We start from the raw sequence: 22,324 nt of genomic DNA, 5'->3' as shown, positions 1-22,324 counted from the left end.
GCTATCCGCGAAGGTGGCCGTACCGTCGGCGCCGGCGTCGTGGCAAAGATCCTCGACTAAGCAACTTCCTGGGACATGCCTGCGGGCATGTCCCCTTTGATCCGGGCACATTGCCCATCGCTCTTTTAAGGAAATATCATGCAGAACCAGAAGATCCGTATCCGCCTGAAGGCTTTCGACTATCGCCTGATCGACCAGTCGGCAGCTGAAATCGTGGATACCGCCAAGCGTACCGGCGCGATCGTCAAGGGCCCGGTGCCCCTGCCGACCCGCATCCAGCGCTTTGACATCCTGCGTTCGCCGCACGTCAACAAGACCAGCCGCGATCAGTTCGAGATCCGCACTCACCAGCGCCTGATGGACATCGTCGACCCGACCGACAAGACCGTCGACGCGCTGATGAAGCTCGACCTGCCGGCAGGCGTGGACGTCGAGATCAAGGTGTAATCATGCTTCGGGCCGCGCCAGCGGCCTGCTGCAGGAAGAAACGGCGAACTTCGGTTCGCCGTTTTTGTTTTTTGGCTTCGGCTTGGTCAGTTCAAATCGGCTCGTACCCGGCGCGTGTGATAGCGCATCTTGCCCTTGTGAAGCCGGCCGGTCGTGGTCACGAGCCATGCTCCGTCGGCCGATAGGGCGCCGACGTCTGGCCTGAGATCGTCGGTTGCGAGTGCGGCGCGGAACTCGAAGTCCTTCGTTCTTGCGTGCCGTGGGACCCACGTGGCGCCGTCCAGATCGTCCCGATCAACCCACCCGCGCGAGATGGTGCCGTCGTCCGATATCTGCTCCGCTTCGGACCACTCAGGGGATGTCGCTGCGTCGGAAGGCGAACCGCGTGTGCTCCATGTAGGTCAGTTCGTCTCCGCCTCTGCGGCCGGAACTGAGCGCTTCCGCGGCTATCGCGCCGCAGAAAGTCGGTTTCGCGCCGCAATCTCCCCGCATGCTGTGGTTGAAGGCGCAATTCCCGGCGGAATTCGGCAATTCATGTTGCCCATTCCAAAACTCTGGGCTATAGTGTAAGGCTACCCGTGTCTCCGGGTGGTGGGTTGGCCGTTTTGGCCTTGCGCAGTCCTCTTTAGCGCAGCCCTTTTAAGCGCAAATGCAGCGCAACTGCGCAAACACAGTTTTCGTGTATCAATCAGCCCCGGCCAATCGCAGCTGGGAATGGAGCAAATCATGAGCCTTGGCCTTGTAGGTCGCAAGGTTGGCATGACCCGTATTTTCACGGACGACGGTGATTCGATTCCCGTTACCGTGGTCGAGGTCGGCGACAACCGCGTGACACAAATCAAGACGGACGAGACCGACGGTTACACCGCGGTTCAAGTCACCTTCGGCGCACGACGCGCAAGCCGCGTCACCAAGCCGCTGGCGGGTCACCTCGCCAAAGCCGGCGTGGAAGCCGGCGAAATCATCCGCGAATTCCGTATCGATGCAGCCAAGGCTGCCGAACTGCAAGCTGGCGGTTCGCTGTCGGTCGACCTGTTCGAAGTCGGTCAGAAGATCGACGTGCAGGGCGTGACCATCGGTAAGGGCTACGCCGGTACCATCAAGCGCTATCACTTCGCCTCCGGCCGTGCCACCCACGGTAACTCGCGCTCGCACAACGTGCCGGGCTCGATCGGTATGGCGCAGGATCCGGGCCGCGTGTTCCCGGGCAAGCGCATGACCGGCCACCTGGGTGATGTCACCCGTACCGTCCAGAACCTGGAAATCGCCAAGATCGACGCAGAGCGCAAGCTGCTGCTGGTCAAGGGCGCCATCCCCGGCTCCAAGGGCGGCAAGGTCATCGTTACCCCGGCCGTCAAGGCCAAAGCCAAAGCTTAAGGAGCGGAATCAATGGAACTCAAGCTCCTCCAGGACAATGGCCAGATCGGCGCGGGCGTAGCCGCCTCCGCCGAAGTGTTCGGCCGTGACTACAACGAGGCCCTCGTTCACCAGATCGTCGTCGCTTACCAGGCCAACGCTCGCAGCGGTAACCGTAAGCAGAAGGACCGTGAAGAGGTCAAGCACACGACCAAGAAGCCGTGGCGCCAGAAGGGTACGGGCCGTGCTCGTGCCGGTATGTCTTCCTCGCCGCTGTGGCGCGGGGGCGGCCGTATCTTCCCGAATTCGCCGGAAGAGAACTTCAGCCAGAAGGTCAACAAGAAGATGTTCCGTGCCGGCATGCGCTCGATTTACTCGCAGCTCGCACGTGAAGGCCGTATCAATGTGGTGGACGGTTTCACCGTCGACGCGCCCAAGACCAAGCTCTTGGCCGACAAGTTCAAGGCCATGGGCCTGGACTCGGTGCTGATCATCACCGACAGCCTCGACGAAAACCTCTACCTGGCTTCGCGCAACCTGCCGCACGTGGCAGTTGTCGAGCCGCGCCAGGCTGACCCGCTGTCGCTCGTGCACTACAAGAAGGTGCTGGTGACCAAGGCGGCTGTCGCGCAGATCGAGGAGTTGCTGAAATGACGCAAGTAGCCAAGAACGATCATCGTTTGATGCAGGTGCTGCTCGCGCCGGTGGTTTCCGAAAAGGCAACCCTGGTCGCCGACAAGAATGAACAAGTCGTGTTCGAAGTGGCTCGCGATGCCAACAAGGCAGAAGTGAAGGCCGCCGTCGAACTGCTGTTCAAGGTCGAGGTGCAGTCCGTTCAGATCCTGAACCAGAAGGGCAAGCAAAAGCGCTTTGGCCGTTTCATGGGGCGTCGCAACCACGTGAAGAAGGCCTACGTTTCGCTGAAGCCGGGTCAGGAAATCAATTTTGAAGCGGAGGCCAAGTAATCATGGCACTCGTCAAGACCAAGCCGACTTCCCCGGGTCGTCGCTCGATGGTGAAGGTGGTCAACAAGGACCTTCACAAGGGCGCTCCCCACGCTCCGCTGCTGGAAAAGCAATTCCAGAAGTCGGGCCGTAACAACAACGGTCATATCACCACCCGCCACAAGGGCGGTGGTCATAAGCACCACTACCGCGTGGTCGACTTCAAGCGCAACGACAAGGACGGCATCGCCGCCAAGGTCGAGCGCCTGGAATACGATCCGAACCGCAGCGCGAACATTGCGCTGGTGCTGTTCGCCGACGGCGAGCGCCGCTACATCATCGCCACCAAGGGCATGGTTGCAGGCCAGGCGCTGCTGAATGGTGCTGAAGCCCCGATCAAGGCTGGCAACAACCTGCCGATCCGCAACATTCCGGTTGGTACCACGATCAACAACGTGGAAATCCTGCCGGGCAAGGGTGCCCAAGTCGCCCGTGCTGCTGGCGGTTCCGCCGTGCTGCTGGCCCGCGAAGGCCTGTACGCTCAGGTGCGTCTGCGCTCCGGCGAAGTGCGTCGCGTGCACATCGAGTGCCGCGCCACCATCGGTGAAGTGGGCAACGAAGAGCACAGCCTGCGCGTCATCGGCAAGGCCGGTGCGACCCGTTGGCGCGGTATCCGCCCGACGGTCCGCGGCGTTGTGATGAACCCGGTCGACCACCCGCACGGTGGTGGTGAGGGCAAGACCGCTGCCGGTCGCGATCCTGTGTCGCCGTGGGGTACCCCGGCCAAGGGCTACCGCACCCGCAGCAACAAGCGCACGGACAGCATGATCGTCCAGAAGCGCCACAAGCGTTAATCGGTAGGTAGGAGCTAAAGATATGACTCGTTCCGCTAAAAAGGGTCCGTTCTGCGACGCCCACCTGCTGAAGAAGGTGGAAGCGGCCGTAGGCGGCAAGGACAAGAAGCCCATCAAGACGTGGTCGCGCCGCTCGACCATCATGCCGGAATTCATCGGCCTGACGATCGCCGTGCACAACGGCCGTCAGCACGTGCCGGTGTATGTCACGGAAAACATGGTTGGCCACAAGCTCGGCGAATTTGCGCTCACCCGCACGTTCAAGGGCCACGCGGCTGACAAGAAAGCGAAGAGGTAAGGTGCCATCATGGAAGTGAAAGCGATTCATCGCGGTGCCCGCATCTCCGCCCAGAAGACGCGCCTGGTCGCTGACCAGATCCGCGGTCTGCCGATCGAGCGCGCGCTCAATGTCCTGACGTTCAGCCCGAAAAAGGCTGCCGGGATCGTGAAGAAGGTGGTCGAATCGGCCATCGCCAACGCTGAGCACAACGAAGGCGCCGATATCGACGAACTCAAGGTCAAATCGATCTACGTCGACAAGGCGACCTCGCTCAAGCGCTTCACCGCACGGGCGAAGGGCCGCGGCAACCGCATCGAGAAACAAACGTGTCACATTACTGTGACGCTCGGCAACTAAGGAGTCACGATGGGACAGAAGATTCATCCGACTGGCTTCCGTCTGGCCGTCAGCCGTAACTGGGCTTCGCGTTGGTACGCCAACAACACGAAGTTTGCCGGCATGCTGAAGGAAGACATCGAAGTTCGCGACTTCCTGAAGAAGAAGCTGAAGAACGCATCGGTTGGCCGCGTGGTCATCGAGCGCCCCGCCCGCAATGCCCGTATCACCATTTACAGCTCGCGTCCGGGCGTGGTGATCGGCAAGAAGGGCGAGGACATCGAACTGCTGAAGGCTGAACTGCAGCGTCGCATGGGCGTGCCCGTGCACGTGAACATCGAGGAAATCCGCAAGCCGGAAACCGATGCTCAGCTGATCGCCGATTCGATCACGCAGCAGCTCGAGCGCCGCATCATGTTCCGCCGCGCCATGAAGCGCGCCATGCAGAACGCGATGCGCCTGGGTGCCCAGGGCATCAAGATCATGAGCGCTGGCCGCCTGAACGGTATCGAAATCGCACGTACCGAGTGGTACCGCGAAGGCCGTGTGCCCCTGCACACCCTGCGCGCCGACATCGACTACGGCTTCTCCGAAGCAGAAACCACCTACGGCATCATCGGTGTCAAGGTGTGGGTCTACAAGGGTGATCACCTCGGCCGCAACGAAGCGCCGGTGGTGGAAGAGCCGCAGGACGACCGTCGTCGTCGCCCGGGTCGTCCGGAAGGCCGCCGCCGTGAAGGCGAAGGCCGTCCGGGTGGCAACCGCCGCGGTGGTGCCGGTGCCGGTGCCGGTCGCCGCGCTGCGCCTGGTGCAGATGGGAAGAGTGGAGAATAACGATGCTGCAACCTAAGCGCAGAAAGTACCGCAAGGAGCAGAAGGGCCGCAACACGGGTAAGGCTACCCGTGGCAACGCCGTGTCTTTCGGCGAATTCGGCCTGAAGGCCATGGGCCGTGGCCGCCTGACGGCTCGCCAGATCGAGTCGGCACGTCGTGCGATGACCCGTCACATCAAGCGTGGCGGCCGCATCTGGATCCGGATTTTCCCGGACAAGCCGATCTCGAAGAAGCCCGCTGAAGTCCGTATGGGTAACGGTAAGGGCAATCCGGAGTACTACGTGGCTGAAATCCAGCCGGGCAAGATGCTCTACGAGATGGATGGTGTGAGCGAAGATCTGGCGCGTGAGGCCTTCCGCCTCGCGGCTGCCAAGCTGCCGATCGCCACCAATTTCGTGGTGCGCCAGGTCGGGACGTAAGGAGAGCAGGGATGAAAGCATCCGAACTTCGCGGCAAGGACGCCGCAGGCCTGAACCAGGAGCTCTCCGAGCTGCTGAAGGCCCAATTTAGCCTGCGCATGCAAAAGGCGACCCAACAGCTGCAGAACACCAGCCAGCTGAAGAAGGTTCGCAAGGACATCGCGCGAGTGCAAACCGTGCTGACTGAGAAGGCGAACGCGAAATGACTGAAGCTGCAAAAACGGAAACGTCGCTTCGCCGCACCCTCGTCGGTCGTGTGGTAAGCGACAAGATGGACAAGACCGTCACGGTCTTGGTTGAAAACCGCGTCAAGCATCCCCTGTACGGCAAGTACGTGCTGCGTTCCAAGAAGTACCACGCACACGACGAAGCCAACCAGTACAAGGAAGGCGACAAGGTCGAAATCCAGGAAGGCCGTCCGCTGTCGCGGACCAAGTCCTGGGTGGTTTCCCGGCTGGTAGAGGCTGCACGCGTCATCTAAGAACAACAGTTCTTAGCTTGACTTGCAAGTCCAGGATTATGTAGCTATAATCCTGGACTTCCGCTTTATTGCGTTCGCCTTAGTTGTACCACCCGGGCGGGCCTGTTGAGCGAGCCAGGGCCAGGTGGCCCGACGTCTGTCGGGAGTGCCAGGTTCCTACCGACTCAAAGTTGATCAACCCATACGGGTCTGGCGCAAAGCCGGAGCCTACGGGACCAAGACTGACCGGCAGGCGTTTATGCACCTGGCGGATTAAGTTGGGAAGACAAACACCATGATTCAGACAGAAAGCCGGCTCGAAGTGGCCGATAACACTGGTGCGCGCGAAGTGCTGTGCATCAAAGTGCTGGGTGGGTCCAAGCGCCGCTACGCGAGCGTGGGCGACATCATCAAGGTGACCGTCAAGGACGCAGCGCCGCGCGGTCGCGTGAAGAAGGGCGATATCTACAACGCCGTGGTCGTGCGTACCGCCAAGGGCGTGCGCCGTGCGGACGGTTCGCTCGTCAAGTTCGACGGCAATGCCGCCGTCCTGCTGAACAACAAGCTCGAGCCGATCGGCACCCGTATCTTCGGGCCGGTGACTCGTGAACTCCGTACCGAGCGCTTCATGAAGATCGTGTCGCTCGCTCCGGAAGTGCTGTAAGGAGCCGCCATGAACAAGATTCGCAAAGGCGACGAAGTCATCGTCCTGACCGGCAAAGACAAGGGCAAGCGCGGTACCGTGCAAGCCGTGCTCGGCGACAAGGTTGCAGTGGAAGGCGTGAACGTTGCGAAGAAGCACGCCCGCCCGAACCCGATGCTGGGCACCACCGGTGGTGTGGTCGACAAGGTCATGCCGCTGCATATTTCCAACGTTGCGCTCGTGGATGCCAATGGCAAGCCGTCGCGCGTCGGCATCAAGGTGGAAGACGGCAAGCGCGTGCGCGTGCTGAAGACCACCGGCGCCGTCGTGGCAGCTTGATTCTGGGCACGTTTAGGAGTTGAGCATGGCAGCACGTCTGCAAGAGTTCTACAAAGAAAAGGTTGTGCCGAAGCTGATCGAGCAGTTCGGCTACAAGTCGGTCATGGAAGTGCCGCGCATCACCAAGATCACCCTGAACATGGGTCTTGGCGAAGCCATCAATGACAAGAAGATCATTGAAAACGCTGTCGGCGACCTGACCAAGATCGCTGGCCAGAAGCCCGTGGTGACGAAGGCCAAGAAGGCCATCGCCGGCTTCAAGATCCGCCAGGGCTACCCCATCGGTGCGATGGTGACCCTGCGTGGCGAGCGCATGTTCGAATTCCTCGATCGTTTCGTCACCGTGGCCCTGCCGCGCGTGCGTGACTTCCGTGGTGTGTCGGGCCGTTCGTTCGACGGTCGTGGCAACTACAACATCGGTGTGAAAGAGCAGATCATTTTCCCCGAAATCGAGTACGACAAGATCGACGCACTGCGTGGTCTGAACATCAGCATCACGACGACGGCAAAGAACGACGAGGAAGCGAAGGCGCTGCTCGGTGCGTTCAAGTTCCCGTTCCGCAATTAAGGGGTAACCGTGGCTAAACTGGCTCTGATTGAACGTGAGAAGAAGCGCGCCAAGCTGGTGGCGAAGTATGCTGCCAAGCGCGCCAACCTCAAGGCCATTATTGACGACCAAGAAAAGTCGGAAGAAGAGCGTTACAACGCGCGCCTCGAGCTGCAACAGCTCCCGCGCAACGCGAACCCGACTCGCCAGCGCAACCGCTGCGCGATCACCGGTCGTCCCCGCGGTACCTTCCGCAAGTTTGGCCTGGCGCGTAACAAGATCCGCGAAATCGCCTTCAAGGGCGAAATCCCGGGTCTGACGAAAGCCAGCTGGTAATTACGCACAGGCTACAGGAGAAACAGTATGAGCATGAGCGATCCTATCGCCGATATGCTGACGCGCATCCGCAACGCCCAGGGCGTGCAGAAAGCGTCGGTTGTCATGCCGTCGTCGAAGCTGAAAGTGGCAATCGCCAAGGTCCTGAAGGACGAAGGCTACATCGATGACTACGCCGTCCAGGAAGAGGGTGGCAAGGCACAACTGAGCATCGGCCTGAAGTACTACGCCGGCCGTCCGGTGATCGAGCGCATCGAACGCGTCTCGAAGCCCGGCCTGCGCGTATACAAGGGCCGCAGCGACATCCCGCAAGTGATGAACGGCCTCGGTGTGGCGATCATCTCGACCCCGCAGGGTCTGATGACCGACCGCAAGGCTCGCGCCACCGGCGTGGGCGGCGAAGTTCTCTGCTACGTCGCTTAAGGAGAGAACGATGTCCCGTGTAGGTAAGGCTCCCATCGCGCTGCCCAAGGGCGCGGAAGTGAATGTGGCGGCTGGCGTGCTCTCCGTGAAGGGGCCGCTGGGTACGCTGTCGCAACCGATTCACAGCCTGGTCAAGGTCAATGTCGAAAACGACACGCTGACCTTCTCGCCGGCTGACGAGTCGCGTGAAGCAAACGCCCTGCAAGGCACCATGCGCGCCCTGGCGGCAAACATGGTCAAGGGCGTGACCACCGGTTTCGAGCGCAAGCTGAACCTCGTTGGCGTGGGCTATCGTGTCCAGCTGCAAGGCGCTGCGCTGAAGCTCCAGCTTGGTTTCTCGCACGACGTGATCCACGAGATGCCGGAAGGCGTGAAGGCGGAAACGCCGACGCAGACCGAGATCATCATCAAGGGTGCGGACAAGCAGAAAGTCGGTCAGGTTGCCGCGGAAGTCCGCGCGTACCGTCCGCCTGAGCCCTACAAGGGCAAGGGTGTGCGTTACAGCGACGAGCGCGTCATCCTGAAGGAAACCAAGAAGAAGTAAGGGGTGCAATGATGAACAAGAAAGACGCTCGTTTGCGCCGTGCACGTCAGACCCGCGCCAAGATCGCGGAGATGAAAGTCAATCGTCTGACCGTGTTCCGTACGAATTCGAACATTTACGCCCAGGTCTTCTCCGAGTGCGGCACCAAGGTGCTGGCTTCGGCTTCGACCGTCGAGGCAGAAGTGCGCAAGGAACTGGAAGGCAAGGGCGCTACCGCCGCTGCGGCCACCGTGATTGGCAAGCGTATCGCCGAAAAGGCGAAGGCTGCCGGCGTGGAAACCGTCGCCTTCGACCGCGCTGGTTTCCGTTTCCACGGCCGCGTGAAGGCCCTGGCTGACGCTGCCCGCGAAGCCGGCCTCAAGTTCTAAGCGCAAGAGAGAGATACGTCATGGCAAAGATGCAAGCAAAAGTCCAGCAGGACGAACGCGACGACGGCCTCCGCGAGAAGATGATCTCGGTCAACCGTGTCACCAAGGTGGTGAAGGGTGGCCGGATTCTCGGTTTCGCTGCGCTGACCGTGGTGGGTGACGGCGATGGCCGCATCGGCATGGGCAAGGGCAAGGCCAAGGAAGTGCCGGTGGCAGTTCAGAAGGCAATGGACGAAGCCCGTCGCAAGATGGTCAAGGTCTCGCTGAAGAACGGCACGCTGCAACACGAAGTCGTTGGCAAGCACGGCGCCGCCAAGGTGCTGATGATGCCCGCCAAGGAAGGTACCGGCGTGATCGCCGGCGGTCCGATGCGCGCGATCTTCGAAGTGATGGGCGTCACCAACGTGGTGACCAAGTCGCATGGCTCCACCAACCCGTACAACATGGTTCGCGCCACGCTGGACGGCCTTCAGAAGATGAGCACGCCGAGCGAAATCGCCGCCAAGCGTGGCAAGTCGGTCGAAGACATCCTGGGTTAAGGTGAACGCAATGTCGCAGAAAACCGTAAAAGTGCAACTCGTGCGCAGCCTGATCGGCACGCGCGAGGATCATCGCGCCACCGTACGTGGCCTGGGCCTGCGCCGCATCAACTCGGTGTCGGAGCTGCAGGACACGCCCGCCGTGCGCGGCATGATCAACAAGGTCTCGTACCTGGTCAAGGTTCTGGCCTGATACCGGGACTTCGGAGAGCAAGATGCAACTGAACAACCTGAAACCGGCCGCCGGTTCGAAGCACGCCAAGCGTCGCGTCGGCCGCGGTATCGGCTCCGGCCTGGGCAAGACCGCCGGTCGCGGTCACAAGGGTCAGAAGTCGCGTTCGGGCGGCTTCCACAAGGTGGGCTTCGAAGGCGGTCAAATGCCGCTGTACCGTCGCCTGCCGAAGCGCGGCTTCACGTCGCTGACCAAGGCCTTCACGGCCGAAGTCTCGCTGCGTGACATCGAGCGCCTGGAAGCGGCCGAAGTCGATCTGCTGGTCCTGAAGCAAGCTGGCCTGGTGGGTGACCTGGTGAAGAGCGCCAAGGTCATCAAGGCTGGCGAGCTGACCCGCAAGGTGACGATCAAGGGTCTGGGCGCCACTGCTGGCGCCAAGGCCGCGATCGAAGCCGCTGGCGGCCAGATCGCAGAATAAATCGGCAGCAGTCATCGCAGCATAGGCAGTCATAGTCGGAGCATCGTTTGGCCACGGCGAAACCCAATGCAAGCGCGCAAGCCAGGAACACGGCGAAGTACGGCGACCTCAAGCGCCGGCTGATGTTCCTGGTGATGGCCCTGATCGTTTACCGCATCGGAGCGCATATTCCGGTGCCGGGCATCGATCCGGACCAGCTCGCGAAGCTTTTCCAGAGTCAGTCGGGTGGCATCCTCGGGATGTTCAACCTGTTCTCGGGCGGGGCGCTGTCGCGCTTTACCGTCTTCGCGCTCGGCATCATGCCGTACATCTCGGCGTCGATCATCATGCAATTGCTGACGATCGTGCTGCCGCAGCTGGAGTCGCTGAAGAAGGAAGGGCAGGCAGGTCAGCGCAAGATCACGCAGTACACGCGTTACGGCACCGTGGTTCTGGCCACGTTCCAGGCGCTGTCGATCGCGGTCGCGCTGGAGTCGCAGCCTGGGCTGGTGATCGATCCGGGCCTGATGTTCCGGGCTACGGCGGTGATCACGCTGGTGACCGGCACGATGTTCCTGATGTGGCTGGGTGAGCAGATCACCGAGCGTGGTCTGGGCAACGGCATCTCGATCATCATTTTCGGCGGTATCGCGGCGGGCCTGCCCAACGCGATCGGCGGACTGTTTGAACTGGTCCGCACGGGTTCCATGAGCATCATCGCGGCGATTTTCATCGTGGCGATCGTGATCGGTGTGACCTTCGCCGTGGTGTTTGTCGAGCGTGGCCAGCGCAAGATCCTGGTGAACTATGCCAAGCGTCAGGTCGGCAACAAGGTGTACGGCGGCCAGTCGTCGCACCTGCCGCTGAAGCTGAACATGGCAGGGGTGATTCCGCCGATCTTCGCATCGTCGATCATCCTGTTCCCGGCGACGATTGCGGGCTGGTTCACGTCCCAGTCGACGGGTGCGGTTGGCAGGTTCATCAAGGACCTTGCAGCCACGCTGTCGCCGGGCCAGCCGGTCTACATCCTGCTGTACGCTGCTGCGATTATATTTTTCTGCTTCTTCTATACGGCTCTGGTGTACAACAGCCGGGAAGTGGCAGACAACCTGAAGAAAAGCGGTGCCTTCATTCCGGGCATTCGTCCGGGCGAGCAGACGACGCGCTACATCGACAAGATTCTGGTGCGCCTGACGCTGGCTGGTGCGATCTACATCACACTGGTCTGCCTGTTGCCGGAATTCCTGGTGCTGCGCTGGAACGTTCCGTTCTATTTTGGCGGGACCTCGCTGCTGATCATCGTGGTCGTCACGATGGACTTCATGGCACAGGTTCAGTCCTACGTCATGTCGCAGCAGTATGAATCGTTGCTGAAGAAGGCGAACTTTAAGGGCAACCTGACCCTGCGCTGATTCAGATCGGTACAGACTAGGTATGGCTAAAGACGACGTCATCCAGATGCAGGGGGAGGTCCTCGAAAACCTCCCGAACGCGACGTTCCGCGTCAAACTGGAGAATGGCCACGTAGTACTCGGCCACATCTCCGGCAAGATGCGAATGCATTACATCCGGATACTTCCGGGTGACAAGGTGACGGTCGAACTGACTCCATATGATCTGTCGCGCGCACGGATCGTCTTCCGGACGAAGTGAGCGAACAGGAATTGAAGGAAGAGGAAAAATTATGAAAGTGCTGGCTTCTGTTAAGCGCATTTGCCGCAACTGCAAAATCATCAAGCGCAACGGTGTCGTGCGCGTGATCTGCTCGTCGGATCCCCGCCACAAGCAACGCCAAGGCTAATCGGAAAGAGGATTGACGAATGGCACGTATCGCAGGGGTTAACATCCCGAACCACAAGCACACCGAAATCGGCCTGACGGCCATTTATGGTGTCGGCCGCTCGCGCGCTCGCAAGATTTGCGAGGCCACCGGTGTACCGTTTGACAAGAAGGTCAAGGATCTGACCGACGCCGATCTGGAAAAGCTTCGTGACGAAGTGGGCAAGATCACGGTCGAGGGTGACCTGCGTCGTGAAACCACGATGAACATCAAGCGTCTGATGGACCTTGGTTGCTATCGTGGCATGCGTCACCGCAAGGGCCTGCCCATGCGCGGTCAGCGTACCCGTACCAACGCCCGTACCCGCAAGGGTCCGCGCAAGGCCGGCGTGGCTCTGAAGAAGTAAAGCCGAAGGCAGAGGAAGAAACTAATGGCAAAAGGTCCGAATAACGCCGCTCGCGCGCGTAAAAAGGTCAAGAAGAACGTTGCCGACGGCATTGCGCACGTCCACGCTTCGTTCAACAACACCATCATCACGATCACCGACCGCCAGGGCAACGCCCTGTCGTGGGCGACCGCCGGTGGCCAGGGCTTCAAGGGTTCGCGCAAGTCGACCCCGTTCGCTGCCCAGGTTGCTGCCGAGAACGCCGGCCGTGTGGCGCAAGACCAGGGTATCAAGAACCTGGAAGTGCGCATCAAGGGCCCGGGCCCGGGTCGTGAGTCGGCTGTCCGCGCGCTGAACGCGCTGGGCATCAAGATCGCGATCATCGAAGACGTCACGCCGATTCCGCACAACGGCTGCCGTCCGCCGAAGCGCCGCCGCATCTAAGCGATGGCGTGTCCGGACCGGCGGGTTTACCTGCCGGTTTCGGATATGGTAGTATCGCACGCTGACCTGCTGCATCTGATGCGGCAGGTTTTCGTTTTGCGCGGCGAGAATGTTGCCTTGAGCGCATTCCGCGCCTGCGCGTAGCAAAATGCTTTTTGCGTTGTACCCGGCAACGGGGCACGCTTCATAAGCCCACCGTCCGTCACGGTCTTCGGGAATTCCCGGTAGGACAGCGTTGACGGACTCGCGGCGCGTCAAGACAGGCGCCGTGATCGATCAAAGGAAGACAACGTGGCACGTTATACCGGCCCGAAGGCCAAACTTTCCCGCCGTGAAGGCACCGACCTGTTCCTGAAGAGCTCGCGCCGTTCGCTGGCCGACAAGTGCAAGCTGGACAGCAAGCCGGGCCAGCACGGCCGCACCTCGGGTGCACGCACCTCCGACTACGGCAACCAGCTGCGCGAAAAGCAGAAGGTCAAGCGCATCTACGGTGTGCTCGAGCGCCAGTTCCGCCGCTACTTCGCTGAAGCCGACCGCCGCAAGGGCAATACCGGCGAAAAGCTGCTGCAGCTGCTGGAATCGCGTCTGGACAACGTGGTGTACCGCATGGGCTTTGGCTCGACCCGCGCTGAAGCGCGCCAGCTGGTGTCGCACAAGGCGATCCTGGTGAACGGCCAGGCCCTGAACGTGCCGTCGGCCCAGATCAAGTCGGGCGACGTGATCTCCATCCGCGAGCAGTCGAAGAAGCAAGTGCGCATCGCTGAAGCGCTGTCGCTGGCCGAGCAGTCGGGCTTCCCGACCTGGGTCGCCGTGGATGCCAAGAAGTTCGAAGGCACCTTCAAGCAGGCTCCGGATCGCGCAGACATCGCCGGCGACATCAACGAAAGCCTGATCGTCGAACTGTACTCGCGTTAATCCGCCGGACCGCCGAACAGAACGGTTCGAGCTTGCGATTCCCGCAAGGCCTCTCTTTCAGCCCGCCGCGCTATACGCGCGGTCGGGCTTATTGCCCATCGCGCGATGGGTCTTTCAGGTTCCAAACGTCAGCCTTATCGGTGTAACGAGCCGAGGGTATTGAAAAGGACAACCTAATGCAAACAGCACTCCTCAAGCCAAAAATCATCGCCGTCGAGCCGTTGGGCGATCATCACGCCAAGGTCGTGATGGAGCCGTTCGAGCGCGGCTACGGCCATACGCTCGGTAACGCCCTGCGTCGCGTGCTGCTGTCGTCGATGGTCGGTTATGCACCGACCGAAGTGACGATCGCTGGGGTGGTCCATGAGTATTCCACCATCGATGGCGTGCAGGAAGACGTCGTCAACCTGCTGCTCAACCTGAAGGGCGTGGTGTTCAAGCTGCACAACCGCGACGAAGTCACGGTTTCGCTGCGCAAGGACGGTGAAGGCATCGTGACTGCAGCCGATATCGAGCTGCCGCACGACGTCGAGATCATCAACCCCAACCACGTCATTGCCCACCTGTCGGCCGGCGGCAAGCTGGACATGCAGATCAAGGTCGAGCAAGGCCGTGGTTACGTGCCCGGCAACGTGCGCAAGTTCGGCGACGAGTCGAGCAAGGTGATCGGCCGTATCGTGCTGGACGCCTCGTTCTCGCCGGTGCGCCGCGTGTCGTACGCCGTCGAGTCCGCTCGCGTCGAGCAGCGTACTGACCTGGACAAGCTGGTGATGAACATCGAAACTGACGGCGTGATCTCGCCCGAGGAAGCGATTCGCCAGTCGGCCCGTATCCTGGTTGACCAGCTGTCGGTGTTCGCCGCGCTGGAAGGCACCGAGTCCGCCGCCGAGGCTGCTTCGAGCCGCGCACCGCAGATCGACCCGATCCTGCTGCGCCCGGTCGACGACCTGGAGCTGACCGTGCGTTCGGCCAACTGCCTGAAGGCCGAAAACATCTACTACATCGGCGACCTGATCCAGCGTACCGAGAACGAGCTGCTGAAGACCCCGAACCTGGGTCGCAAGTCGCTCAACGAGATCAAGGAAGTCCTCGCCTCGCGTGGCCTGACTCTGGGCATGAAGCTCGAGAACTGGCCGCCTGCTGGTCTGGACAAGTAATTGTGGTGCGGGGCGCAAGCCTCGCGCCGCGGTAAGCGCCCCGGTTCCGGCCGGGGCATGCAGGACTACCGGCCCGCGTCCCGGGGATCGATTCCCAGGGCGATAGAAGAGCTGGTCAAACACTTAATCTGAAAGGAATCATCATGCGTCACCGTCATGGTCTGCGGAAATTGAACCGCACCTCGTCGCACCGTCTCGCGATGCTGCGCAACATGTCCAACTCGCTGTTCCAGCACGAGCTGATCAAGACCACCCTGCCCAAGGCCAAGGAACTGCGCAAGGTTGTCGAGCCGCTCATCACGCTGGCCAAGAAGGACACCGTTGCCAACCGCCGTCTGGCTTTCGCCCGTCTGCGCGATCGCGACATGGTCACCAAGCTGTTCACCGAACTGGGCCCGCGCTACAACGCTCGTCCGGGCGGCTACACCCGTATCCTGAAGTTCGGTTTCCGTCAGGGCGACAACGCGCCGATGGCGCTGGTCGAGCTGGTGGATCGTCCGGAAATCACCGAAGCTCCGGCTGAAGAAGCTGCCGAGTAAGGTTGGGTTCCAGCCCGTCTTCCGACGGGTTCGGACACACCGCTTACAATCGAGCCAGGCAATTTGCCTGGCTCTTTTGTTTTGTGCGCCAGGATTCGGAGGGCCGGATGCAAGCCAGTGCCAGTTCACAACACGCCGCCGACGGCGACGAAGCGGCGGTCATCGCCGTGCTGACCAACCTGCCGGATGCGGATGCCGCGAAGCGGCTTTCACGGGCCTTGCTCGAGGCACGCGTGTGCGCGTGCGTGAACCGCCTCGCCCCCGTGGAATCCGAGTACTGGTGGCAGGGCAAGCTGGTACAGGCCACGGAATGGCCGTTGCTGGCCAAGACGACGCGCGCACGTTATGCGGCCTTGGAGGCGGTGATCCGCGCAAATCATCCCTATGATGTGCCGGAGATCATCGCGTGGCCCGTTAGCCAGGGTTTTGGCCCTTATCTGGCGTGGGTGCGGGATGAAGCGGACTCCGCCCGGGGCGGTGCGGAATAAGACAGAAAGGATTCGGGACGGTTTATGAGCATGGGTTTTGCACTTTCAGTGCGGTCACACCGGCCTGGCTGGGGGCGGCATATTGTCGCAGTGCTGGCGGCGATGGCGGCTTGGTTGTGCCTGGCCGGAGGTGCCGGCGCCGCCACGGAAGAGGACTTCCTGCCACCCGAGCAGGCCTTCCGCTTCGCCGCGCGGCAGCTCGACCCCCAGACCATCGAAGTGCGCTTCGATGTGGCGAGCGGCTACTACCTGTATCGCGAGCGCTTTGCCTTTGCCGCCCAGCCCGATGCCGTCCGACTGGGGCAGCCCGAGTTTCCCGCTGGCAAAGTTAAGTTCGACGAGACCTTCGGCAAGCAGATGGAGACCTATCGCGACGCTGTCGTGATCCGGGTGCCGGTGCAGTCCGCGCCTGCCGACGGCAAGTGGTCGCTGGTCGTGACGTCTCAGGGCTGCGCCGACAAGGGCTTGTGCTATCCGCCGATGGAGAGCGTCTACAAGGTTGGCGCCGTCTCGCTGGGCAGCCTGTTTGGCAGCAGCCCACGCAGCGAGGCGCCAGTGCCCCCGGCAGCGACGGCCCCGGGTAGGGGATCCGCCGCACCCGCCGCACCCGCCGCACCCGCCGCACGCCTCGACGAGAACGACCGCATTGCCGGCGTGCTCGCCAGCCGCAACCTTGGCATCGTCGTGGCGCTGTTCTTCGGTCTGGGCCTGCTGTTGACTTTCACGCCGTGCGTCCTGCCGATGGTGCCGATCCTGTCGTCCATCGTCGTCGGAGAGCATGCCACGCGCAGCCGGGCGCTGGTGGTGTCGCTGGCTTATGTCCTCGGCATGGCCGTGGTGTACACGGCAATTGGCGTGGCCGCGGGGCTGCTCGGCGAAGGCCTGGCCGCGACCTTGCAGACGCCGGCCGTGCTTGCCGCGTTTGCGGCGCTGATGGTGGCGCTGTCGCTGTCGATGTTCGGCCTCTACGAACTCCAGCTTCCGCAGCAATGGCAGAACCACCTGACCGCTACGTCAAGCCGCCGGCGAGGCGGACAGGTGATTGGTGCGGCCGCCATGGGCGCGATTTCGGCGCTGATCGTTGGTCCGTGCGTGACGGCGCCGCTGGCCGGTGCGCTGGCCTACATCGCCCAGACGCGCGATGCGGTGACCGGCGGCAGCGCGCTGCTGGCCATGGCGCTGGGCATGGGGGTTCCGCTGGTGCTGGTCGGGGTCGGAGCGGGCAACCTGCTGCCGCGCGCGGGGCGCTGGATGGAAGCCACCAAGCGCTTCTTCGGCTTCCTGCTGCTGGGCGTGGCGATCTGGATGGTGACGCCGGTGTTGCCGGCATGGCTCATCATGGCGTTGTGGGCGGCGCTGCTGCTCGTGGCGGCGGTATTCCTCGGCGCGTTTGATGCGCTCGGTGCCGAAGCGCGCGGCGTGGCCCGGCTCGGCAAGGGGCTTGGCGTGCTGGCGGCGCTCGCGGGCGCCATCTTGCTGCTCGGCCTGGCCTCGGGGGGGCGGGACCCGCTGCAGCCTCTGGCGCACCTGAGCCTGGCACGGGTGACGGGCGGTGCTGCCGAAACATCGGCTGGTCCGCAAGCCGTCCGCTTCGAGCGAGTTCGCAGCGTGGCGGAACTGGATGCGCGCGTCGCGCAGGCGGCGGCTGCCGGTAAGCCAGTGCTGCTCGATTTCTATGCGGACTGGTGCGTGAGCTGCAAGGAGATGGAGCGCATGACCTTCACGGACGCCCGGGTGCGCTCGCGCATGTCGGAGATCGTGCTGCTGCAGGCCGACGTCACGGCCAACAACGCCGACGACAAGGCCCTGCTCAAGCGCTTCGGCCTGTTCGGGCCGCCGGGCATCATCCTGTTCGGCGCCGACGGCCGTGAACGGCCCGTGCGCGTGATCGGCTACCAGTCCGCCGGCCGCTTCCTGGACAGCCTGGAGCGTGCGCTGGGCACGCGCCCCAGCACCTGAGCGCTAGCGCTCCAGCTGCCGCCCGATCGCCCACACGGCGCCCAGCACCACCACCACCGCGCCCATCAGGCCGAGCGACCACCAGAACCCGTCGGGCTCGCGCAGCCACGGCATGCGTTCGAAATTCATGCCGAAGATGCCGGTGATCAGCGTCAGCGGCATGAACAGTGCCGTGATCAGCGTCAGCGTGCGCATGGTGCGGTTGGTCCGGTGCGCCACCGCCGAGAAATGGATCTGGACGGCGGATTCGATCGAATCTTCCAGCCGCCGTGCATGCGCGAGCACGCGCTGGATGTGCTCCATCAGGTCGTTGATTCGCACCAGCAGCATTTCGTCGCGCCCCGGCGCCTTGTCCGCGGGCTCGGCGGGATCGACGCTGTAGCGGTTGTCCAGCACGCTGTCGCGGAATTCCTGCAGGGCATCGCGCTGCTCCTCGCTCAGGTGTTCGAGCCGGCGCAGCTGGATGCGGGCATCGAGCAAGCCTTCCCAGCTTGAGAAGCCACGCCGCGCATTGAGCAGTGCGCGTTGCCAGCGGTCCAGTTGCCGCGTCAGCGGCGCGCGCAGGTCCAGGTAGCGGTCCACCATGGCATTGAGCAGGCGCAGCATCATGTCCTCGGGCCGGCCTGGCGGCCGCAGGCCATGCAACAGCGGTGCCTGCCCGCTCGCCCGCGGCGCGGTTTGCGGCCGCGGCGCCTGGCAAAGTTCGAGCAGACGCTGGCGTACCTGGTCGATGGTGCGCGACGGCCCGGGCCGGACGGTGACCAGTACGTTGTCGAACACGAAGAAAGTGACCGGCTGGGTGTCGATCCGTGCCAGTGCCGGCAGGAAGCCTGGCGGATGGCGTCGCGCCTTGGGTGCAGCCTCTGCCGCGGGCGGTGCCGAGCCGGCCGCTTCCGCAATGGCGCGGCTGGTCTCGAAGGTCAGCTTGCGGAAGATCACCATGTCGTACGCGTGCGTCGTATCGAAGTACGACGGATGCGCGGTGTTGGTGGCATCGACCAGATGCAGGTCGAGGATGGGTGCGCCAGTGAGCTGGCGCAGCTTATCGCGCCAGCTTTCCGGTGCGGCCGAAACCTCCTCGATGGGAAAGTCGGCCCAGACGAAGCGGGCCGCCGCGCTGCCGGCGAGGAACGTGCCCGCCTCGTCCAGCGAGGCGAGCGGGTGAACCTGGGTGGCCGAGAAGCCTAGCAGCTCCATGCGTGCGGCGTGGCCTCAGCCGGCGAGCAGGCGCGCGGCATCGCGTGCGAAATAGGTCAGGATGCCGTCGGCACCCGCGCGCCGGAAGGCCAGCAGCGATTCCATCATGACCTTGTCGTGATCCAGCCAGCCGTTCTGCGCGGCGGCCTTTAGCATCGCGTACTCGCCGCTGACCTGGTAGACGTAGGTCGGAAAGCGGAACTCGTCCTTCACGCGGCGCACGATATCCAGGTATGGCATGCCGGGCTTGACCATCACCATGTCGGCGCCTTCCATGATGTCCTGGGCGACTTCGCGCAGCGCTTCGTCGGTGTTGGCCGGGTCCATCTGGTAGGTCATCTTGTTGCCCTTGCCCAGATTGGCGGCCGAGCCCACGGCATCGCGGAACGGGCCATAGAACGCCGACGCGTACTTGGCCGAGTAGGCCATGATGCGGGTGTGGATGTGGCCGGCATCTTCCAGGGCCATGCGCACGGCGCCGATGCGGCCGTCCATCATGTCCGAGGGGGCCACGATATCCACGCCGGCGTCGGCCTGGACCAGTGACTGCCTGACCAGGATCTCGACGGTCTGGTCGTTGATCACATACCCGTTTTCGTCAAGCACGCCGTCCTGGCCGTGGCTGGTGTATGGGTCGAGCGCCACGTCGGTGAGCACGCCCAGTTCGGGGAAGCGGTCCTTCAGGGCACGCACCGCGCGCGGCACCAGGCCTTCGGCGTTGGTGGCCTCGATTCCGTCGGGGGTTTTCAGCGACGGGTCGATCACCGGAAACAGCGCGATCACCGGGATGCCCAGCTTCACGCAGTCTTCGGCCACCGGCAGTAGCAGGTCAATGGAAACGCGCTCCACGCCCGGCATGGATGCCACCGACTGGCGCTGGTTCTGCCCGTCCAGGATGAAGACGGGGTAGATCAGGTTGTCCGGCGACAGGCGGTGCTCGCGCATCAGGCGCCGCGAGAAGTCATCGCGACGCATGCGGCGGGGACGGTACTCGGGAAAGGCAGACATGGCAGCTTGAAGGGGGAGTTCAGGGAGAAATTATGCGGAAAGCGGCCCGTCGCCGGCTGGCGGCGACGGGCCGGAACGCCTCATGCAGAAAAACTAAACTTTTGAGTGTGCCCGCTATCATACTCGCGGACACCTTGCGTTGCGCCTTGCGTGGCGCGGTGTCCCCCGCTACTCCTCCCTGAGCGGGTACCCGCCTGAACCGGCGGGAACGTTCGTCCCCGTTGCTTGCAACGGGGCTTTTTTTTGCCCGAGCGCAATGCCTCCGTTAGGCGGACGCTCCCGGCTCCGCGGGTGGCTGGGCCAGCGCCGCGGCCTGCGCTTCAGCTTGCGCTTCAGGCAGCGACAACCAGCCCGCGATGACGCGCTGCGCTTCTTCGATACCGCGGCGCTTGAGGCTGGAGAACAGTTGCGCGGTGAGCGGCACCGGCGTTCCCAGTTGCTCCGCATAGCCGGCCAGTATCTGCTTAGTCTCGCGCAGGGCCTTGGCGTTCTCGCTGTTGGTCAGCTTATCGGCCTTGGTCAGAAGCACGTGAATCGGCTTTCCGGTGGGCAGGAACCACTCCACCATCTGGCAATCGAGATCGGTGAAGGGGCGGCGCGCATCCATCATCAGGATCAGGCCGGACAACTGGGTGCGGCTCTGCACGTAGTCGCTGAGCAGTCCTTGCCAGTGGAACTTGGCCGAGCCCGAGACTTCCGCGTAGCCATAACCCGGCAGGTCGACCAGGAAGGCCAGCGGGTCCGGCGCTTTCACCGGGGCGACCGTGAAGTAGTTGATATGCTGCGTGCGGCCCGGCGTGCGCGAAGAAAACGCCAGGCGCTTCTGGTTGCACAGGATATTGATGGCCGTCGACTTGCCGGCGTTGGAGCGTCCGGCAAACGCGACTTCCGGCACAGCCGTGGCGGGCAGGTCGCGCAGGTGGTTGACGGTCGTGAAGAAGCGGGCCTGGTGTAGGAGGGACATGCGCTGAAGCGGGTGGGGCGGGCTGGTTGCGGCCGGCGTGAATCGCGCGGCAGTGCAACCACGGTCACGCCGAGGTGGTAAGGCTGGCGGCACGGATTCGGCCAGGCCACCGGATTTGATCCCGCGCAGGCACAGGGGCGCCATGGCATCAATCCGGCACATTATTTATTGTACAATACGCCGGTTTACGGTCTCCTGACCGGGTGACGCAGGGCATCCATGTTCGCGTTGCCGGTGGTCCGATCCATCCGGATGGGAGCCGTGTTTGCCGTTCCATCGTGAGCGGCGCCAGGAAGGCGGGGTCTGCTGCCTGGCGCGCCGGTCCGACCGGAATTCCGGTTGCCGCGAGCACGATGCCTGGACCTTGCAAGGGCGCGTCCTCACCGCCCGCAGAGCGCCGGCCGGCATGCACTACGGTATTCAAAACAATTCAGACAAGGTGTGCGAATGAACCGCATTGCGAAGCTTCTGGGTGTCCTGGTGCTGGCCCTGCCTGCAACCGCCATGACCGGTCTGGCTTCTGCCTCGGAGCAGGCCGCCGCGAAGGCGGATCCGGCAAAGGGCGAAACGCTTTATACACAGGGTGCGCCCGATCGCAATGTCCCCGCCTGCCTGAGCTGCCACGGCGCGAATGGCAACAGCGGCGCCGCCGCCAATCCCAAGCTGGCCGCGCAACATCCCGAATACGTCCACAAGCAGCTCGCCAACTTCAAGGACAAGACGCGCAATAACGCGATCATGTCGCCGCTGGCCGGCTCGCTGAATGACCAGGAAATGAAGGACGTCGGCGCTTATCTCGCCAAGCAGCAGATCAAGCCGGCCACCGCCAAGAACAAGGACACCATCGAAGCCGGCCAGAAGATCTACCGCGCGGGCATCGCGGCCAAGGGCGTGCCGGCCTGCGCCGCCTGCCATGGTCCGACTGGCGCCGGCATTCCGGCACTGTATCCGCGCATCGGTGGCCAGTGGTCGGACTACACCGAAGCCCAGCTCGTGGCATTCCGCCAGGGCACCCGCAAGAACAATCCGGTGATGACGACCATCGCCGCCAAGATGTCGGACGCCGAGATCAAGGCCGTGGCGGACTACGTCGCCGGCGTTCGCTAAGTCGGTCCGCGCCGGCCCGGCGGTTGGCCTGCCGCTCCGCGAACGCGGGGCACGAAGCAGGATGCAACCGATCGCGTCGGCAA

General features: G+C 62.8%; 35 protein-coding genes. 32 read left to right on the top strand and 3 right to left on the bottom strand.

Annotated features, from left to right (window positions below; genetic code table 11):
• Positions 1-138 precede the first annotated feature (138 nt).
• The 31 genes from rpsJ to dsbD all read left to right on the top strand — a co-directional run bounded on the left by rpsJ (position 139) and on the right by dsbD (position 17,965).
• Positions 139-447, top strand: a complete 309-nt coding sequence (gene rpsJ / locus AC3FNH_RS21045; RefSeq protein WP_006160488.1) for a 30S ribosomal protein S10 — start codon at positions 139-141, stop codon at positions 445-447.
• A 726-nt stretch (positions 448-1,173) separates the two neighbouring features.
• On the top strand, positions 1,174-1,824 hold the full coding sequence (rplC, locus tag AC3FNH_RS21040) for a 50S ribosomal protein L3 (RefSeq protein ID WP_224081394.1): 651 nt from the start codon (positions 1,174-1,176) through the stop codon (positions 1,822-1,824).
• Between the two features lie 12 nt (positions 1,825-1,836).
• Complete coding sequence (rplD, locus tag AC3FNH_RS21035) at positions 1,837-2,457, top strand: 50S ribosomal protein L4 (protein ID WP_276098792.1); 621 nt, start codon at positions 1,837-1,839, stop codon at positions 2,455-2,457.
• Complete coding sequence (rplW, locus tag AC3FNH_RS21030; protein WP_006576245.1) at positions 2,454-2,768, top strand: 50S ribosomal protein L23; 315 nt, start codon at positions 2,454-2,456, stop codon at positions 2,766-2,768. The genes rplD and rplW overlap by 4 nt, the downstream gene beginning before the upstream one ends.
• 2 nt (positions 2,769-2,770) lie before the next feature.
• Entirely contained in the window at positions 2,771-3,601 is an 831-nt protein-coding gene (gene rplB / locus AC3FNH_RS21025; RefSeq protein ID WP_011299310.1) for a 50S ribosomal protein L2, read from the top strand.
• Positions 3,602-3,623: 22 nt separating this feature from the next.
• Positions 3,624-3,899: a 30S ribosomal protein S19 gene (gene rpsS / locus AC3FNH_RS21020; RefSeq protein ID WP_011299309.1), complete on the top strand. Its 276-nt coding sequence runs from the start codon at positions 3,624-3,626 to the stop codon at positions 3,897-3,899.
• 9 nt (positions 3,900-3,908) lie between these two features.
• Entirely contained in the window at positions 3,909-4,238 is a 330-nt protein-coding gene (rplV, locus tag AC3FNH_RS21015; RefSeq protein WP_003271370.1) for a 50S ribosomal protein L22, read from the top strand.
• A gap of 9 nt (positions 4,239-4,247) precedes the next feature.
• Entirely contained in the window at positions 4,248-5,051 is an 804-nt protein-coding gene (gene rpsC / locus AC3FNH_RS21010; RefSeq protein ID WP_488721435.1) for a 30S ribosomal protein S3, read from the top strand.
• 2 nt (positions 5,052-5,053) lie between these two features.
• Complete coding sequence (gene rplP / locus AC3FNH_RS21005) at positions 5,054-5,470, top strand: 50S ribosomal protein L16 (protein WP_010812391.1); 417 nt, start codon at positions 5,054-5,056, stop codon at positions 5,468-5,470.
• Between the two features lie 11 nt (positions 5,471-5,481).
• Positions 5,482-5,676: a 50S ribosomal protein L29 gene (gene rpmC / locus AC3FNH_RS21000; protein ID WP_008642937.1), complete on the top strand. Its 195-nt coding sequence runs from the start codon at positions 5,482-5,484 to the stop codon at positions 5,674-5,676.
• Positions 5,673-5,951, top strand: coding sequence for a 30S ribosomal protein S17 (gene rpsQ, locus AC3FNH_RS20995; protein WP_011299307.1), 279 nt, complete (start codon positions 5,673-5,675; stop codon positions 5,949-5,951). Before rpmC ends, rpsQ begins: the two co-directional genes overlap by 4 nt.
• A 274-nt stretch (positions 5,952-6,225) precedes the next feature.
• Positions 6,226-6,594 (top strand): 50S ribosomal protein L14, encoded by a 369-nt coding sequence (gene rplN / locus AC3FNH_RS20990; RefSeq protein ID WP_006576237.1) that lies wholly within the window; start codon positions 6,226-6,228, stop codon positions 6,592-6,594.
• Between the two features lie 9 nt (positions 6,595-6,603).
• Positions 6,604-6,912 (top strand): 50S ribosomal protein L24, encoded by a 309-nt coding sequence (gene rplX, locus AC3FNH_RS20985; RefSeq protein WP_011299306.1) that lies wholly within the window; start codon positions 6,604-6,606, stop codon positions 6,910-6,912.
• A 25-nt stretch (positions 6,913-6,937) separates the two neighbouring features.
• On the top strand, positions 6,938-7,480 hold the full coding sequence (rplE, locus tag AC3FNH_RS20980) for a 50S ribosomal protein L5 (RefSeq protein WP_011299305.1): 543 nt from the start codon (positions 6,938-6,940) through the stop codon (positions 7,478-7,480).
• A gap of 9 nt (positions 7,481-7,489) precedes the next feature.
• Positions 7,490-7,795, top strand: a complete 306-nt coding sequence (gene rpsN / locus AC3FNH_RS20975) for a 30S ribosomal protein S14 (protein ID WP_276098790.1) — start codon at positions 7,490-7,492, stop codon at positions 7,793-7,795.
• A gap of 27 nt (positions 7,796-7,822) precedes the next feature.
• Complete coding sequence (rpsH, locus tag AC3FNH_RS20970) at positions 7,823-8,218, top strand: 30S ribosomal protein S8 (RefSeq protein WP_276098789.1); 396 nt, start codon at positions 7,823-7,825, stop codon at positions 8,216-8,218.
• Between the two features lie 10 nt (positions 8,219-8,228).
• The gene (gene rplF / locus AC3FNH_RS20965) at positions 8,229-8,762 is read left to right on the top strand and encodes a 50S ribosomal protein L6 (RefSeq protein ID WP_276098788.1); all 534 of its coding nucleotides are present in this window, start codon (positions 8,229-8,231) and stop codon (positions 8,760-8,762) included.
• A gap of 11 nt (positions 8,763-8,773) precedes the next feature.
• Positions 8,774-9,130, top strand: a complete 357-nt coding sequence (rplR, locus tag AC3FNH_RS20960; RefSeq protein ID WP_276100838.1) for a 50S ribosomal protein L18 — start codon at positions 8,774-8,776, stop codon at positions 9,128-9,130.
• A 20-nt stretch (positions 9,131-9,150) separates the two neighbouring features.
• Entirely contained in the window at positions 9,151-9,669 is a 519-nt protein-coding gene (gene rpsE / locus AC3FNH_RS20955) for a 30S ribosomal protein S5 (protein WP_011299302.1), read from the top strand.
• A 10-nt stretch (positions 9,670-9,679) separates the two neighbouring features.
• Positions 9,680-9,862 carry a 50S ribosomal protein L30 gene (gene rpmD, locus AC3FNH_RS20950; RefSeq protein WP_010812381.1) on the top strand — a complete coding sequence of 61 codons (183 nt, stop codon included), beginning with the start codon at positions 9,680-9,682 and terminating at the stop codon, positions 9,860-9,862.
• Positions 9,863-9,884: 22 nt separating this feature from the next.
• Positions 9,885-10,319 carry a 50S ribosomal protein L15 gene (gene rplO, locus AC3FNH_RS20945; RefSeq protein ID WP_276098787.1) on the top strand — a complete coding sequence of 145 codons (435 nt, stop codon included), beginning with the start codon at positions 9,885-9,887 and terminating at the stop codon, positions 10,317-10,319.
• Positions 10,320-10,366: 47 nt separating this feature from the next.
• Positions 10,367-11,710, top strand: coding sequence for a preprotein translocase subunit SecY (secY, locus tag AC3FNH_RS20940; protein ID WP_276098786.1), 1,344 nt, complete (start codon positions 10,367-10,369; stop codon positions 11,708-11,710).
• A 22-nt stretch (positions 11,711-11,732) separates the two neighbouring features.
• Positions 11,733-11,951 carry a translation initiation factor IF-1 gene (infA, locus tag AC3FNH_RS20935; protein WP_029047590.1) on the top strand — a complete coding sequence of 73 codons (219 nt, stop codon included), beginning with the start codon at positions 11,733-11,735 and terminating at the stop codon, positions 11,949-11,951.
• A gap of 31 nt (positions 11,952-11,982) precedes the next feature.
• Positions 11,983-12,099, top strand: coding sequence for a 50S ribosomal protein L36 (gene rpmJ / locus AC3FNH_RS20930; RefSeq protein ID WP_008642959.1), 117 nt, complete (start codon positions 11,983-11,985; stop codon positions 12,097-12,099).
• A 19-nt stretch (positions 12,100-12,118) separates the two neighbouring features.
• Positions 12,119-12,484, top strand: coding sequence for a 30S ribosomal protein S13 (rpsM, locus tag AC3FNH_RS20925; protein ID WP_276098785.1), 366 nt, complete (start codon positions 12,119-12,121; stop codon positions 12,482-12,484).
• 24 nt (positions 12,485-12,508) lie between these two features.
• The gene (gene rpsK / locus AC3FNH_RS20920; RefSeq protein ID WP_010812376.1) at positions 12,509-12,907 is read left to right on the top strand and encodes a 30S ribosomal protein S11; all 399 of its coding nucleotides are present in this window, start codon (positions 12,509-12,511) and stop codon (positions 12,905-12,907) included.
• 291 nt (positions 12,908-13,198) lie between these two features.
• Entirely contained in the window at positions 13,199-13,822 is a 624-nt protein-coding gene (gene rpsD / locus AC3FNH_RS20915) for a 30S ribosomal protein S4 (RefSeq protein ID WP_276098784.1), read from the top strand.
• Between the two features lie 176 nt (positions 13,823-13,998).
• Complete coding sequence (locus AC3FNH_RS20910) at positions 13,999-14,979, top strand: DNA-directed RNA polymerase subunit alpha (RefSeq protein ID WP_011299297.1); 981 nt, start codon at positions 13,999-14,001, stop codon at positions 14,977-14,979.
• Positions 14,980-15,122: 143 nt separating this feature from the next.
• Positions 15,123-15,518, top strand: a complete 396-nt coding sequence (gene rplQ / locus AC3FNH_RS20905) for a 50S ribosomal protein L17 (protein ID WP_011299296.1) — start codon at positions 15,123-15,125, stop codon at positions 15,516-15,518.
• Between the two features lie 107 nt (positions 15,519-15,625).
• Entirely contained in the window at positions 15,626-16,006 is a 381-nt protein-coding gene (cutA, locus tag AC3FNH_RS20900; RefSeq protein ID WP_488721434.1) for a divalent-cation tolerance protein CutA, read from the top strand.
• Between the two features lie 24 nt (positions 16,007-16,030).
• Entirely contained in the window at positions 16,031-17,965 is a 1,935-nt protein-coding gene (gene dsbD / locus AC3FNH_RS20895; RefSeq protein WP_488721433.1) for a protein-disulfide reductase DsbD, read from the top strand.
• A 3-nt stretch (positions 17,966-17,968) separates the two neighbouring features.
• On the opposite strand, the gene AC3FNH_RS20890 is transcribed toward dsbD, so the two are convergent.
• The 3 genes from AC3FNH_RS20890 to yihA all read right to left on the bottom strand — a co-directional run bounded on the left by AC3FNH_RS20890 (position 17,969) and on the right by yihA (position 21,134).
• A complete protein-coding gene (locus tag AC3FNH_RS20890; protein ID WP_488721432.1) occupies positions 17,969-19,162 on the bottom strand; it encodes a magnesium transporter CorA family protein in 1,194 nt (397 codons plus the stop codon).
• Between the two features lie 15 nt (positions 19,163-19,177).
• Entirely contained in the window at positions 19,178-20,170 is a 993-nt protein-coding gene (hemB, locus tag AC3FNH_RS20885) for a porphobilinogen synthase (RefSeq protein ID WP_488721431.1), read from the bottom strand.
• Between the two features lie 265 nt (positions 20,171-20,435).
• Positions 20,436-21,134 carry a ribosome biogenesis GTP-binding protein YihA/YsxC gene (gene yihA, locus AC3FNH_RS20880; RefSeq protein WP_276098779.1) on the bottom strand — a complete coding sequence of 233 codons (699 nt, stop codon included), beginning with the start codon at positions 21,132-21,134 and terminating at the stop codon, positions 20,436-20,438.
• A gap of 447 nt (positions 21,135-21,581) precedes the next feature.
• Here yihA and AC3FNH_RS20875 point away from each other — a divergent pair, with 447 nt between their 5' ends.
• Entirely contained in the window at positions 21,582-22,241 is a 660-nt protein-coding gene (locus tag AC3FNH_RS20875; RefSeq protein ID WP_276098778.1) for a c-type cytochrome, read from the top strand.
• Positions 22,242-22,324: the final 83 nt, after the last annotated feature.

This window comes from Cupriavidus sp. 22TCCZM01-5 (genome assembly GCF_057798915.1).
This window is presented reverse-complemented; position numbering and strand designations above follow the sequence as displayed.

What these genes read in the sequence shown, in the direction of transcription:
- rpsJ (WP_006160488.1), top strand. Translation starts at nt 139, where the DNA reads ATGCAGAACCAGAAGATCCGTATCCGCCTGAAGGCTTTCGACTATCGC.
- rplC (WP_224081394.1), top strand. Translation starts at nt 1,174, where the DNA reads ATGAGCCTTGGCCTTGTAGGTCGCAAGGTTGGCATGACCCGTATTTTC.
- rplD (WP_276098792.1), top strand. Translation starts at nt 1,837, where the DNA reads ATGGAACTCAAGCTCCTCCAGGACAATGGCCAGATCGGCGCGGGCGTA.
- rplW (WP_006576245.1), top strand. Translation starts at nt 2,454, where the DNA reads ATGACGCAAGTAGCCAAGAACGATCATCGTTTGATGCAGGTGCTGCTC.
- rplB (WP_011299310.1), top strand. Translation starts at nt 2,771, where the DNA reads ATGGCACTCGTCAAGACCAAGCCGACTTCCCCGGGTCGTCGCTCGATG.
- rpsS (WP_011299309.1), top strand. Translation starts at nt 3,624, where the DNA reads ATGACTCGTTCCGCTAAAAAGGGTCCGTTCTGCGACGCCCACCTGCTG.
- rplV (WP_003271370.1), top strand. Translation starts at nt 3,909, where the DNA reads ATGGAAGTGAAAGCGATTCATCGCGGTGCCCGCATCTCCGCCCAGAAG.
- rpsC (WP_488721435.1), top strand. Translation starts at nt 4,248, where the DNA reads ATGGGACAGAAGATTCATCCGACTGGCTTCCGTCTGGCCGTCAGCCGT.
- rplP (WP_010812391.1), top strand. Translation starts at nt 5,054, where the DNA reads ATGCTGCAACCTAAGCGCAGAAAGTACCGCAAGGAGCAGAAGGGCCGC.
- rpmC (WP_008642937.1), top strand. Translation starts at nt 5,482, where the DNA reads ATGAAAGCATCCGAACTTCGCGGCAAGGACGCCGCAGGCCTGAACCAG.
- rpsQ (WP_011299307.1), top strand. Translation starts at nt 5,673, where the DNA reads ATGACTGAAGCTGCAAAAACGGAAACGTCGCTTCGCCGCACCCTCGTC.
- rplN (WP_006576237.1), top strand. Translation starts at nt 6,226, where the DNA reads ATGATTCAGACAGAAAGCCGGCTCGAAGTGGCCGATAACACTGGTGCG.
- rplX (WP_011299306.1), top strand. Translation starts at nt 6,604, where the DNA reads ATGAACAAGATTCGCAAAGGCGACGAAGTCATCGTCCTGACCGGCAAA.
- rplE (WP_011299305.1), top strand. Translation starts at nt 6,938, where the DNA reads ATGGCAGCACGTCTGCAAGAGTTCTACAAAGAAAAGGTTGTGCCGAAG.
- rpsH (WP_276098789.1), top strand. Translation starts at nt 7,823, where the DNA reads ATGAGCATGAGCGATCCTATCGCCGATATGCTGACGCGCATCCGCAAC.
- rplF (WP_276098788.1), top strand. Translation starts at nt 8,229, where the DNA reads ATGTCCCGTGTAGGTAAGGCTCCCATCGCGCTGCCCAAGGGCGCGGAA.
- rplR (WP_276100838.1), top strand. Translation starts at nt 8,774, where the DNA reads ATGAACAAGAAAGACGCTCGTTTGCGCCGTGCACGTCAGACCCGCGCC.
- rpsE (WP_011299302.1), top strand. Translation starts at nt 9,151, where the DNA reads ATGGCAAAGATGCAAGCAAAAGTCCAGCAGGACGAACGCGACGACGGC.
- rpmD (WP_010812381.1), top strand. Translation starts at nt 9,680, where the DNA reads ATGTCGCAGAAAACCGTAAAAGTGCAACTCGTGCGCAGCCTGATCGGC.
- rplO (WP_276098787.1), top strand. Translation starts at nt 9,885, where the DNA reads ATGCAACTGAACAACCTGAAACCGGCCGCCGGTTCGAAGCACGCCAAG.
- infA (WP_029047590.1), top strand. Translation starts at nt 11,733, where the DNA reads ATGGCTAAAGACGACGTCATCCAGATGCAGGGGGAGGTCCTCGAAAAC.
- rpmJ (WP_008642959.1), top strand. Translation starts at nt 11,983, where the DNA reads ATGAAAGTGCTGGCTTCTGTTAAGCGCATTTGCCGCAACTGCAAAATC.
- rpsM (WP_276098785.1), top strand. Translation starts at nt 12,119, where the DNA reads ATGGCACGTATCGCAGGGGTTAACATCCCGAACCACAAGCACACCGAA.
- rpsK (WP_010812376.1), top strand. Translation starts at nt 12,509, where the DNA reads ATGGCAAAAGGTCCGAATAACGCCGCTCGCGCGCGTAAAAAGGTCAAG.
- AC3FNH_RS20910 (WP_011299297.1), top strand. Translation starts at nt 13,999, where the DNA reads ATGCAAACAGCACTCCTCAAGCCAAAAATCATCGCCGTCGAGCCGTTG.
- rplQ (WP_011299296.1), top strand. Translation starts at nt 15,123, where the DNA reads ATGCGTCACCGTCATGGTCTGCGGAAATTGAACCGCACCTCGTCGCAC.
- cutA (WP_488721434.1), top strand. Translation starts at nt 15,626, where the DNA reads ATGCAAGCCAGTGCCAGTTCACAACACGCCGCCGACGGCGACGAAGCG.
- dsbD (WP_488721433.1), top strand. Translation starts at nt 16,031, where the DNA reads ATGAGCATGGGTTTTGCACTTTCAGTGCGGTCACACCGGCCTGGCTGG.
- AC3FNH_RS20890 (WP_488721432.1), bottom strand. Translation starts at nt 19,162, where the DNA reads ATGGAGCTGCTAGGCTTCTCGGCCACCCAGGTTCACCCGCTCGCCTCG.
- hemB (WP_488721431.1), bottom strand. Translation starts at nt 20,170, where the DNA reads ATGTCTGCCTTTCCCGAGTACCGTCCCCGCCGCATGCGTCGCGATGAC.
- yihA (WP_276098779.1), bottom strand. Translation starts at nt 21,134, where the DNA reads ATGTCCCTCCTACACCAGGCCCGCTTCTTCACGACCGTCAACCACCTG.
- AC3FNH_RS20875 (WP_276098778.1), top strand. Translation starts at nt 21,582, where the DNA reads ATGAACCGCATTGCGAAGCTTCTGGGTGTCCTGGTGCTGGCCCTGCCT.